Here is a 12,590-nt window from a genome sequence, read left to right as displayed (position 1 = left end):
TATCCTGCCAGCGCTTGTGCGGCTATTCTTTTTTCTACCGCGAGGGAACTTGTCGGGTGCCGTCACTTACTCAAGCAAGAGCCCGGCGATTTCGATCGGCCGACAATCGCGAATTCAACCTTTGAGAACCCCACTATGCCCACCACCGCGTCCATCATCCTTGTAGTCGAAGACGACGCCATCGTGCGCATGCTGATTGTCGATGTGCTGGAGGAACTCGAGTTCAAGGTGCTCGAGGCCGACGGCAGCGAACAGGCGCTGGAGTTCCTCAACGATGAAGATCAGTACATCGACTTGATGATGACAGACGTTGGTTTGCCGGTGATGGACGGCCGTGAACTGGCCACACAGGCTCGGATGCTGCGCCCTGAGTTGCCGATCCTGTTTGCCAGCGGCTATGCCCAAAGCATTGATGTGCCCACAGGCATGGCAGTGATCGGCAAGCCGTTTTCGATTGATCAACTACGGGACAAGGTCAAAGCCATTTTGGATGCAGCTTGACCTGAGTGGTGAACCGGCTCAAGAATTCTGACGTTTACGTTTGGCTTCCTGCCGCTCCCTGAAAGCAATAATGTCATTGATGTCGACTTTTGCAGTAGTCGGTTGTGAGGTGGTCGTAGTGGTGTCTGGCGCAGGGGACGATGTTTCGATCTCAGCCACGCCTTCATTGCCAAAGTCCACACCGGCCAACTCTGAAACAACGTCTCCCCCTTGACCGATTTTCTTCCCTGTATCTCGTCCAAAACCATCCAGCGGACTGACACCGCTCGCTTTAATTGCCCGTTCGATGGCTTTCGGATTGGGAATGAACCTCCCTGTGGGGTCATAGGCGCCGAGAATCAACGCGGGTGGCAGATCGACCGCGAAGTTGATCTCCAGCGGGGGTAGCTGTTTCAACCCGGAATTGGGACGGAACGCCAGTTCAGTATTGGCATACAAATGAAACCCCTCTAACTGGCGAGCATCAATAAAATAGGTAAACCCGCCTTTTTGACCGCCATACACAAATGCACCGGCACCGTCTTTCTTGTAGAACGCTGAAGTCGATATACCGGCACCGTCAAGGTCCAGCGCGTCATGGGCACCTCCATAACCGCCCTTGAAGCCATTGACCTGATTGATGTCCTTGATCGGGGTCCGCTGCGTGAAGCCCTTTTCGAAGAGAACCGATGGGTCACGCATGTCGCCACGGAACACGAACCCTTGATAAACGTAACCTTTTTCCGGCGCCGAAAGCCGGATCACATGCGAATCCGTCGCGAGGCTCTGAGCCACATTAGGGCCGCCTGCCAACTCCGATAGATAACCGGCGACAACCGGCCCCTTCCCTGCCCCTGGTATTTCTTTGCCGGTAGTGCTTGCCAGTTGATGGCTGATACTGCCTGCGGGACTGCGTACCAATGAGGGTCTATTTGAGCGGTTGAGCGCCTCGAGCACTCTTTGGCTGATTCTTTTCTTCGCGGCGATAGACAGCGCTTTACCGAGGAGTTTCTCGGCAATCGGCCCAGCCAGCTCAGCCAAAGCACCGATCGCGGCACTGATCCTCAAACGGTCAGCCTCTGCTGGGTCGTCCGACAGCTCGGCTCGAATCAGATCAGTTGCAGAAGCCCCCAGACCCAGAAGGAAAGGAATCAACATCCTGATCGGCGCAGACGCCAATGCACCGGTTCCACCGTAAGGCAGCGAAACAGCGAACGCCACGCACTGCAGCAGATAGCCGGCTGCCTCCAGGGCTATATCGCTCATGCGCTCAGAGTGTGTCGAGACCAATGTATCGATATCTGCGAACGCCCGTTTGATCTGTCGATCGAAGAGGTCTTTGCCGATGTCTGAACTGGACTTGAATACAACTTCCCGATAATTGGGGCGCGTTGCGAAAAGCGGGAACTCCTTCCCTCGGTAGTTGAAGTCCCGAACATAAGGCTTCTGTTGCGCACTCAACGGGACCCGCGTTAACAATAATTTCTGCAGCCGCGCGTTTTTTTCTAAAAAGCGGCCTCGCTCGTCATGTCCTGCGGGAAATTCTATTGCGTAGTCCTGCGCACCAAGAAAGAACAAAATCCCTCGATCAAGATTACTGCGCCCAATAAAAACCGCATTATCAACCGCCAGGTCCGGATCGCTGTGCAAGTTCAGCGTCCGTGGCGGAATGATGCCTTTGAGGTACTCAAAGGCAATAATCCGATTTTCCATGGCGTTTTTATCACTCTGGATGTAGTTAACCACGAGTTTGTTGAGTGCGGTTTTTTTAATCAGGCTTCCAAAAGCGTGTGCTGCCGGATGTTGCAGATTATCAGCGACGTGCTGCCGGAAGTCGGTTTGATAGTCCGCATCGGTAAAGGTTTTAACGAGCGCGGAAGGATAATGCGACGGCCATCTTACTGCCTTGTAACCTTTATCCTTCAGGACGCGATGATGGTAATCTGTGCAGATTTCCGCCAGCGTAAAGGTTCTCCCCCTCCAGTCAGCCGGTTGTTTTTCGGCGCTCAGCCAGTCGCTACGCTTAGCCGGTGCAGATTCAATATATTCAACCCGAATTTTCGCATCGTACGTCATCAATGAACGAAGCGCTGGGTCCGATACACCGTTAAGCACTGTCTCTTCAATACGGCGCCGAATAAAGTAGCCAGGATCGAAATTTGCTGGATCGGTAGCACTTACACATCCTTCGAGTATTTTATTGCTCAACGCCTTTATATTTACATCCTCGAAGACTTCTTCATCCGGCGCTGGCCCCTTAACGGTCATCGTTCTGGCCAGGTGTGGCACAGGTTCGATCTGCGCAAACTCGTCTAGCGGATCCAGCAACCACAGCAACGAATATTCGTCTTCCATGTTTTCATCGATACTGACAGAACTCATCATTACTAGCACTCCATGCCAACAATCGAGAGGAAAGAGCTATTCATACTTTCATCTCACAAAATAGAGATTGCACCGTATACAACCCAGTACAAACGTAGAACCTATTAGTTGTTATTAATCATTGCCAGGCATGCCAATTACTTAAGGCGAATCGAAACAATCTCGCGCGCGGTAACGCGCCGACATCTGTCCCATTACAAATGGGTCAGGCTCAGAAAACATCGTCATGCTAACGGGATGAAAAACTGTGCAGTCGACTGTGGTTTAATCTCATCCTGCTTACCTTTAACCCTCTGCTCTTTTCAAGGAACGCCTCTCATGAGTCAGCCCCACGCAACCAAAGTCCTGGTCATTGGTTACGTCTGGCCCGAGCCCCGCTCTTCAGCGGCCGGTGGGCACATGATGCAAATACTCGAGACCTTCTTGCAGCAAGGTTGGGACATTACGTTCAGTAGCCCGGCTGGCAACGGTGAACACCGGGCAGACCTCACGGAGCTGGGCATTCGCGAAGTCCTGATCGAATTGAACAACAGCAGTTTCGACACGTTCATCAGCGAACTAGCCCCGGATATCGTTCTGTTCGATCGGTTCATGATGGAAGAACAGTTCGGCTGGCGAGTTGAACAACACTGCCCCAATGCCTTGCGCGTGCTTGAAACCTCGGACCTGCAAAGCCTGCGTGATGCCCGCCATCAACGCCTGAAGGAGCGCTTGAAGGCCAGTGACGACGCCAATGACTTCAACGATTTGTTCGCCCCGGCGTTACGAGAAGAGTTTGAGTTCATGGCCAAGACCGATCTGGCCAAACGGGAAATCGCAGCGATTTATCGTTGCGACTTGAATCTGATGGTTTCCGAAGTAGAGATCGAGTTGCTGGTCGAGCAATTCAAGCTGCCACGCTACTTGCTGCACTGGTGCCCGCTGATGGTCGATCTACCGAGCGTGCCACCGGTTTCCTTTGAAGACCGAGCGCACTTTCTCAGCATCGGCAACTTCCGTCATGCGCCCAACTGGGATGCGGTGCTCTGGATGAAAACCACTATCTGGCCGCTGATCCGCGAACAACTGCCAAAGGCTCAATTGCACATTTACGGTGCTTACACACCGCCCAAAGCGACTGCGTTGCACAACCCCGGCCAGGGTTTTCACGTATTGAACTGGGCGCAAGATGCGTTAAAAGTTATGTCTGGCGCACGGATTTGTCTGGCCCCCCTACGCTTCGGCGCCGGAATCAAAGGCAAGATTGTTGACGCCATGTTGTGTGGCACGCCGACGATCACAACGCCAATCGGCGCCGAAGCGATGCATGGCGGACACCCTTGGCCCGGTGCAGTGACCTGCACAGCACAGGCGTTCGCCGATTTCGCGGTTCAGCTCTACCAGGATGAAGCACGTTGGGCAGACGCCCAGTCCCAGGGTCAGACATTACTGGCTGATCGTTATCGACAGTCTGAACATGGCCCCGCATTGATCGAAAAGCTGGTGCACGGCCAACAACACCTTGCGCAACTTAGAAGTGATAATTTTACGGGAGGCATGCTGCGCCATCACCATCACAAAAGCACGCAATACATGGCGCAATGGATTGAGGCAAAGAACCGAAACCCGCTATAGCACTTACGCAACCAACAAACATCTTGCATTATCACGATTATTGACCAGCCTTAATACCATCCCTATAAATAACCCGCCGAGCTTCAACGTGATTAGTTAAGCTCGGCGGAACGCCGCCTCTAATAAACCAATGCAAGGATGCATTAAATGGACAGTGTTGTTCAAAATAGTTACGCCCTTAACAACTGGATGGCCGCTACTCCGGCAATTGATACGTTGTCGCTCTGCGAATTGACGTTACCAGGCACCCACAACGCAGGCAGCGACTGGAAAGCATCCTGGCCGCTGATTCCAGGTGCCCACTGGCTCGCCTGTCAGCACAAATCGTTTTATGCTCAACTGAGCCATGGCTCTCGAGCACTCGATATTCGTTTAATGTATGACGGTGGCGCGCAGGGGCTCGGGAAGTTCTGCATTCATCACAACGGTTACCGCAACGGTCGTACCTTAGGGCACCTTGTAACCGACGTGGAACAATTTCTTCAGGAGAACCCCAACGAATTCATCATCCTGGACGTTCATGAACTGAAGGGGGATCAGTTTGATTTCGCTGACTTCAACAGCATGTTGATGCTCTTTCTGGGTCGTCGCATAATCCCCACCAAAAACCGGTCTTTGAGTCTTCGTCAACTCAAACAAATCAGCACTATACAAAGAATTTTAGTCGCCGCCCCATGGCACAGAGCACTTGATCAGGACGTATTTCACGAGCAAATCGAGCACAAATGGTCTGGCAGCGGTATTACCAGTGCCGCGAACTTGGAAAAGCACATTATTAACGTGTTAAAAAACCCTCCGGGCACCTGGGCGCCGTGGTCGCTTTCCGCCACCAGTTACAGCGCTCTCGGTGGCCCCGTTGATATTCATGACACGCTTAATTCCTGGTTCGACCCGAAGAAAAGCGACTGGGCGTCAAAGTGCAATATCATCAATGTCGATTTTATTGAAGAGTCAAACATTGTGTCTTATTGCCGAATTGTAAGCCTGACCAAAGCGAGCAAGCGGAATTAGTGATTTGCGCGCCAGCATGAAAGCGGATTAAGGGAAGCTGCCCAAGCGAAAGTCGTGACCGGCTGGCACAGAAGGCGCCAAAAGAGGCATGATTCGACAGCGATAACAAAAAAAGCGTCCTGACATGACCCGAACAGCCCGCGTGACAGACCCCTCCTACGAACTGATGGACGACCACAACGGGTTGTCCATCATCTATCGTCAGCACGGTTTTCCGTGCCCGTTGGTGCGCTGGCATTTTCACAAGGAATACGAGCTGCACCTGATCGTCGCCAGCTCCGGCAAAGTGTTCATCGGTGACTACATCGGTAATTTCTATCCGGAATCGCTGTTCCTTACCGGCCCCAACCTACCCCACAACTGGATCAGCCAGGTGGCCGAAGACGAAGTGGTGCCCAAACGCGACATGCTGGTCAATTTCACGGACGAGTTGTTCGACAGCGGCCACTTGGTGTTTGCCGAGCTCAAGGCGCTGGCGCCGCTGTTGGAACGCGCCCAGTACGGTATCGAGTTTCGCTGCAAGCGCACCATCCGCCAGGCCATGACCTTGATGCAGCGAATCGCCGACACCAAAGGCGTGACGCGCCTCGGGCACTTTTTTATTCTGTTGGAGTTGCTGGCGACGTCTGACGACTATCAGCTGCTGTCCGGGGCCACGACGCCGCAATTGGCCGACGAGCACAATATCGATCGCACCAACCGGGCGGTGGATTACATCTTTGCGCATTACGCCCGTGAACTGCCGCTGGAGGAAGTCGCCGAGCACTTGGGTATGAAGCCGACTTATTTCAGCCGAGTGTTCAAGCAAGCCACTGGCCGCTGCTTCATCGAGTTCGTCAATCGCCTGCGCATCAGCAAATCCTGCGAGCTGCTGGCCGATGGCAACAAGCCAGTAACCGACGTGTGTTTCGAGTCGGGCTTCAACAATATTTCCAACTTCAATCGGCGTTTTCAGCAACTCAAGGGCATGACGCCATCGCACTACCGGCGATTGGCGGTGCAGCGGTTGACTGAGCAAAATCTGGGTTAAACGCCTGAAAACCTATACGCATTCCATAGGTCACAACCGCTGAAAAGCCATACTCTTTACCTCTCTCTCCAAACAGCAGTGCAAAATAGTATCGATTGAAGTGCGACGGATGATTTGTCACGTCATCAATTGAAGGCTGTAATCAGTGCACATTCTTCCCTCCGCAGGAAGACACAAAAACAATAACTGTCCGTCTGTACCCGCCGGGTGCAGAAAAGGAGTGCACGATGCAACCTTCTGTAAAAACTCTGCTTGCCCTCACCTGCATGACCCTCAGCAGTGTCAGCTTCGGCGCCCAGGACCTGACCATCGCCACGGTCAACAACAGCGACATGATCCGCATGCAAAAGCTCTCGAAAACCTTTGAGGCTGAACATCCGGACATCAAGCTCAATTGGGTGGTGCTGGAGGAAAATGTCCTGCGCCAACGCCTGACCACCGACATCGCCACCCAAGGCGGGCAGTTCGATGTGTTGACCATCGGCATGTACGAAGCCGCACTTTGGGGCGCCAAAGGTTGGCTGGAGCCGATGAAGGACTTGCCGGCCAGTTATGCTCTCGACGACGTTTTCCCATCGGTGCGTGAAGGCCTGTCGGTCAAGGGTTCGCTCTATGCCTTGCCCTTCTACGCCGAAAGCTCCATCACCTATTACCGTACCGATCTGTTCAAGGAAGCCGGGCTGACCATGCCCGAGCACCCAACCTGGACCCAGATCGGTGAGTTCGCCAGCAAACTCACCGATAAGGATAAAGAACAGTACGGCATTTGCCTGCGCGGCAAGGCCGGTTGGGGCGAGAACATGGCACTGATCACCACCGTCGCCAATGCGTATGGTGCGCGCTGGTTCGATGAGCAGTGGAAGCCGGAGTTTACCGGCCCCGAGTGGAAGAACGCGCTGAACTTCTATGTCGACACCATGAAAAAATCTGGCCCGCCGGGGGCCACGAGCAACGGCTTTAACGAAAACCTGGCGCTATTCAACAGCGGCAAGTGTGCGATCTGGGTCGATGCCAGCGTTGCCGGTTCGTTTGTCACCGACAAGACCCAAAGCAAGGTCAGCGATCATGTCGGCTTCACCTACGCACCGCATGAAACCACCGACAAAGGTTCGGCCTGGTTGTATTCCTGGGCACTGGCGATTCCTACCAGCTCCAAGGCCAAGGACGCGGCGAAAACCTTTAGCGCCTGGGCAACGTCCAAAGAGTATGGGGCGTTGGTTGCCGAGAAAGACGGCATTGCCAATGTACCGCCAGGTACCCGCGCTTCGACGTATAGCGATGAGTACATTAAGGCGGCGCCGTTCGCCAAGGTGACCCTTGAATCGCTGAAAGCCGCGGACCCGAGCCATCCGACCCTCAAGCCCGTGCCGTATATCGGCATCCAGTTGGTGACCATTCCTGAATTCCAGGCCGTGGGTACCCAGGTCGGCAAGCTGTTTTCGGCAGCGCTGATCGGCCAGACCACGGTCGACCAGGCACTGACGGCGGCCCAGCAAACGACCGAACGTGAAATGAAGCGCGCCGGTTATCCCAAGTAACCCGCAGCCCCCGTGGGATCGCCGTACCGTCGCTCCCACAGTTGAACTTCATCTGTCTGTTCTCAATCGGTTCTATCGCCATGAATATTTCAACTACCAACGTTCACATGGACATACCCCAACCCGTGCGTAAAAGCCGGTTGGCCAATCCCGGCTGGTTCCTGGTCAGCCCCTCGGTGGCGTTGTTACTGCTGTGGATGATCGTGCCGCTGGGCATGACCGCTTACTTCTCGCTGATCCGCTACAACCTGCTGTACCCCGGCGAGAACCAATTCGTGGGGCTTGAGAACTTCAGCTACTTCCTCAGTGACTCGGGTTTCCTGCCCGGCGCCACCAATACCTTGTTGCTGGTCGGCAGCGTGCTGCTGATCAGCGTGGTGTTCGGGGTGCTGATCAGTGCGCTGCTGGAGGCCAGTGAGTTTCTCGGTCGCGGCATCGTGCGGGTGATGCTGATCTCGCCGTTTTTCATCATGCCCACCGTTGGTGCACTGATCTGGAAGAACCTGATTTTCCATCCCGTCTCGGGGATTCTCGCCTACGTCTGGAAACTGTTCGGTGCACAACCGGTGGACTGGCTGGCGCACTACCCGCTGCTGTCGATCATCATCATTGTGTCGTGGCAATGGCTGCCGTTCGCGATCCTGATCCTGATGACTGCCATGCAGTCCCTAGACCAGGAGCAGAAGGAAGCCGCACGCCTCGACGGTGCCGGGCCGATCGCGATTTTCTGGCACCTGACCTTGCCGCACCTGGCACGACCGATTGCGGTGGTGGTGATGATCGAAACCATCTTCCTACTCTCGGTATTTGCCGAAATCTTCACCACCACCAACGGTGGCCCTGGCTATGCCTCGACCAACCTCGCCTACCTGATCTACAACCAGGCGCTGGTGCAGTTCGACGTCGGCATGGCGTCCGCCGGTGGCTTGATCGCGGTGGTGATCGCCAACATCGCGGCCATCGTGCTGGTGCGCATGATCGGCAAAAACCTGACAGACAAAGCCTGAGGCCTGCGCCATGACCCTTCAACAATCCCGCCGCCTGCAAAGCCTGCTGCTCGGCACCCTGGCCTGGGCCATCGCGATCCTGATCTTCTTCCCGATCTTCTGGATGGTGATGACCAGTTTCAAAACCGAAATCGATGCCTTCGCCACACCGCCGCAGTTCATCTTCACGCCGACGCTGGAGAACTACCTGCACATCAACGAGCGCAGCGATTACTTCAGCTTCGCCTGGAACTCGGTGGTGATTTCGTTCAGCGCTACCGCTCTGTGCCTACTGATCGCAGTGCCGGCGGCCTACTCGATGGCGTTCTACGAAACCAAGCGCACCAAAGGCACGTTGCTGTGGATGCTCTCTACCAAGATGCTGCCGCCGGTGGGCGTGTTGATGCCGATCTACCTGCTGGCCAAGAGTTTCGGCCTGCTGGACACGCGGATCGCACTGATCGTGATCTACACGCTGATCAACCTGCCGATCGTGGTCTGGATGATTTACACCTACTTCAAAGACATCCCCAAGGACATCCTCGAAGCTGCGCGTCTCGACGGCGCCACGCTGTGGCAGGAAATGCTCCGGGTGCTGCTGCCGATCGCCAAGGGCGGCCTGGCGTCCACGGTGTTGCTGTCGCTGATCCTGTGCTGGAACGAGGCGTTCTGGTCCTTGAACCTGACTTCATCAAAAGCTGCGCCACTGACTGCGTTGATCGCGTCGTACTCAAGCCCCGAAGGCCTGTTCTGGGCCAAGTTGTCGGCGGTGTCGACGCTGGCCTGCGCGCCGATCCTGATCTTTGGCTGGATCAGCCAAAAACAATTGGTTCGCGGCCTGTCGTTCGGCGCCGTGAAATAGCCCTCAAAGAATAAGCACAAAAGGAGCGCCACCATGGCCAACCTGAAAATCAAGAATCTGCAAAAAGGCTTTGAAGGTTTTTCCATCATCAAAGGCATCGACCTGGAAGTGAGCGACAAGGAATTCGTGGTGTTCGTCGGGCCGTCGGGCTGCGGCAAATCCACCCTGCTGCGCCTGATTGCCGGCCTGGAAGAAGTCAGCGGCGGCACCATCGAGCTTGATGGCCGCGACATCACCGAAGTCAGCCCCGCCAAGCGCGACCTGGCAATGGTATTCCAGACCTACGCCCTGTACCCGCACATGAGCGTGCGCAAAAACATGTCGTTTGCCCTCGACCTGGCCGGTGTACCGAAAGCCGAAGTCGAGAACAAAGTTGGCGAAGCGGCACGCATCCTCGAACTCGGGCCGATGCTGGACCGTAAACCGAAACAGTTGTCCGGCGGTCAGCGTCAGCGCGTGGCCATCGGCCGGGCCATCGTGCGCAATCCGAAGATCTTCCTGTTCGACGAGCCGCTGTCCAACCTCGACGCCGCCCTTCGGGTGCAGATGCGCCTGGAACTGTTGCGACTGCACAAAGAACTGCAAGCCACGATGATCTACGTAACCCACGACCAAGTCGAAGCCATGACGATGGCCGACAAAGTGGTCGTACTCAATGGCGGCAAAATCGAACAAGTCGGCTCGCCCCTGGACCTCTATCACCAGCCGGCCAACCTGTTTGTCGCGGGGTTCCTGGGCACGCCGAAAATGGGCTTCCTCAAGGGCAAAGTCACCCGCGTCGAAAGCCAGAGCTGCGAAGTGCTGCTGGACGCCGGCACCCGCATCGCGTTGCCGTTGAGCGGTGCCAACCTGAGCATCGGTGGCGCGATCACCCTGGGCATTCGCCCGGAACATCTGAATCTTGCGCAAAACGGCGACTGCACCTTGCAGGTCACGGCCGATGTCAGTGAACGCCTGGGCAGCGACACCTTCTGCCACGTGGTGACCGCGTCCGGCGAAGCGCTGACCATGCGAGTTCGCGGCGACCTGGCCAGCCGTTACGGCGAGTCGCTAAGCCTGCACCTGGATGCCGAGCACTGCCATTTATTCGATGCCGACGGCGTGGCGCTGACCCGCCCGTTGCGCGCCGCAGCCTGAATTCGAGACCTTTTGATGAAACTCAATAAACAGAACCTCAATCGCCTCGCCCCTGAGGTTGCCCTGCCCGCCTATACCCTGAGCGACACCCGCCAAGGCATCGTGCACATCGGAGTCGGCGGTTTCCATCGGGCGCATCAGGCGTATTACACCGATGCATTGATCAATACCGGCGAAGGTCTGGACTGGGCCATTTGCGGCGTCGGCCTGCGCGCCGAGGACCGTCGCGCCCGGGACGATCTCAAAGAGCAGGATTACCTCTTCACCCTGTTTGAGCAGGGCGATACCGACGACACCGACGTTCGGGTGATCGGCGCGATTCGCGACATGCTTTTGGCCGAAGACGGCGCACAAACGCTGATCGACAAACTCGCCAGCCCCGAGATCCGTATCGTTTCGCTGACCATTACCGAAGGCGGCTACTGCATCGACGACAGCAACGGCGAGTTCATGGCCCAGCTGCCGCAAATCCAGCACGACCTGGCACACCCGAACGCACCGAAAACCGTGTTCGGTTTTCTCTGCGCCGCGCTGGCCAAACGTCGTGCAGCCGGCACGCCGGCATTTACCTTGATGTCCTGCGATAACCTGCCGCACAACGGCGCGGTCACCCGCAAAGCGTTACTGGCGTTCGCCGCCCTGCGCGATGTCGAACTAGGGGACTGGATCGCCACCCACGTGAGTTTCCCCAACGCGATGGTCGACCGCATCACGCCCATGACCAGCACCGAACACAAGCTGCAACTGCACGATAAACACGGCATCGACGATGCCTGGCCGGTGGTCTGCGAACCGTTTGTTCAGTGGGTGCTGGAAGACAAGTTTGTCAACGGTCGGCCGGCTTGGGAAAAGGTCGGCGTGCAGTTCACTGACGACGTCACGCCTTATGAAGAGATGAAGATCAAGCTGCTCAACGGCAGTCACCTCGCACTCACTTATCTGGGGTTTTTGAAGGGTTACCGCTTCGTTCACGAAACCATGAACGACCCACTGTTCGCGCGCTACATGCGTGCCTACATGGACCTGGACGTCACGCCGCAACTCTCACCCGTGCCGGGGATTGACCTGACGGAGTACAAAAACACCCTGGAGGCGCGTTTCTCCAACCAGGCGATTGCCGATCAGCTGGAGCGCGTGTGTTCGGACGGTTCGTCGAAGTTTCCGAAGTTCACGGTGCCGACGATCAATCGATTGATTGCTGATGGGCAGGAGACGAAACGGGCGGCGTTGGTGATCGCCGCTTGGGCGCTGTATTTGAAGGGTGTGGACGAAAATGGCGATACCTACAGCATTGCTGATCCGCGGGCGGCGTTCTGTCAGGCGCTGGTGACGGATGATGCGTTGATCACGCAGCGGTTGCTGGCGGTTGAGGAGATTTTTGGTACGGCGATCCCGCACTCCGCCGAGTTTGTGGCGGCATTTGAGTGGTGCTGTAACAGCTTGCGGGAAGTGGGCGTGTCGCGGACCTTGGAGCGGGTGCTGGCTTAAGCACGGCGGTGATTCTGACTCCGTCTTCGCGAGACGGCTCGCGAATGGCTTCACCGAGA

At 55.9% G+C, this 12,590-nt stretch carries 10 protein-coding genes; 9 read left to right on the top strand and 1 reads right to left on the bottom strand.

What is annotated here, in order from left to right; translation table 11 throughout:
- Positions 1 to 135 precede the first annotated feature (135 nt).
- Positions 136 to 501 (top strand): response regulator, encoded by a 366-nt coding sequence (locus ACXPVS_RS11935; protein ID WP_458510107.1) that lies wholly within the window; start codon positions 136 to 138, stop codon positions 499 to 501.
- Between the two features lie 18 nt (positions 502 to 519).
- Here the strand turns inward: ACXPVS_RS11935 and ACXPVS_RS11930 are convergent, their stop codons facing one another.
- Entirely contained in the window at positions 520 to 2,865 is a 2,346-nt protein-coding gene (locus ACXPVS_RS11930) for a hypothetical protein (protein ID WP_458510106.1), read from the bottom strand.
- A gap of 318 nt (positions 2,866 to 3,183) precedes the next feature.
- Here ACXPVS_RS11930 and ACXPVS_RS11925 point away from each other — a divergent pair, with 318 nt between their 5' ends.
- From ACXPVS_RS11925 to ACXPVS_RS11890, 8 genes are all read left to right on the top strand, one after another.
- On the top strand, positions 3,184 to 4,479 hold the full coding sequence (locus ACXPVS_RS11925) for a glycosyltransferase (protein ID WP_458510105.1): 1,296 nt from the start codon (positions 3,184 to 3,186) through the stop codon (positions 4,477 to 4,479).
- Positions 4,480 to 4,626: 147 nt separating this feature from the next.
- Positions 4,627 to 5,490, top strand: coding sequence for a phospholipase (locus ACXPVS_RS11920; protein ID WP_458510104.1), 864 nt, complete (start codon positions 4,627 to 4,629; stop codon positions 5,488 to 5,490).
- A gap of 124 nt (positions 5,491 to 5,614) precedes the next feature.
- Positions 5,615 to 6,520 carry an AraC family transcriptional regulator gene (locus tag ACXPVS_RS11915; protein ID WP_458510103.1) on the top strand — a complete coding sequence of 302 codons (906 nt, stop codon included), beginning with the start codon at positions 5,615 to 5,617 and terminating at the stop codon, positions 6,518 to 6,520.
- A 227-nt stretch (positions 6,521 to 6,747) separates the two neighbouring features.
- A complete protein-coding gene (locus ACXPVS_RS11910) occupies positions 6,748 to 8,058 on the top strand; it encodes an ABC transporter substrate-binding protein (RefSeq protein ID WP_458510102.1) in 1,311 nt (436 codons plus the stop codon).
- 107 nt (positions 8,059 to 8,165) lie between these two features.
- Positions 8,166 to 9,065, top strand: coding sequence for a carbohydrate ABC transporter permease (locus ACXPVS_RS11905; protein ID WP_458510132.1), 900 nt, complete (start codon positions 8,166 to 8,168; stop codon positions 9,063 to 9,065).
- A 10-nt stretch (positions 9,066 to 9,075) separates the two neighbouring features.
- Positions 9,076 to 9,906, top strand: coding sequence for a carbohydrate ABC transporter permease (locus tag ACXPVS_RS11900; protein ID WP_458510101.1), 831 nt, complete (start codon positions 9,076 to 9,078; stop codon positions 9,904 to 9,906).
- 33 nt (positions 9,907 to 9,939) lie between these two features.
- Complete coding sequence (locus tag ACXPVS_RS11895) at positions 9,940 to 11,043, top strand: ABC transporter ATP-binding protein (protein ID WP_458510100.1); 1,104 nt, start codon at positions 9,940 to 9,942, stop codon at positions 11,041 to 11,043.
- Positions 11,044 to 11,058: 15 nt separating this feature from the next.
- On the top strand, positions 11,059 to 12,531 hold the full coding sequence (locus ACXPVS_RS11890) for a mannitol dehydrogenase family protein (RefSeq protein ID WP_458510099.1): 1,473 nt from the start codon (positions 11,059 to 11,061) through the stop codon (positions 12,529 to 12,531).
- Positions 12,532 to 12,590: the final 59 nt, after the last annotated feature.

The organism is Pseudomonas sp. Ma2-10, from assembly GCF_054330215.1.
This window is presented reverse-complemented; position numbering and strand designations above follow the sequence as displayed.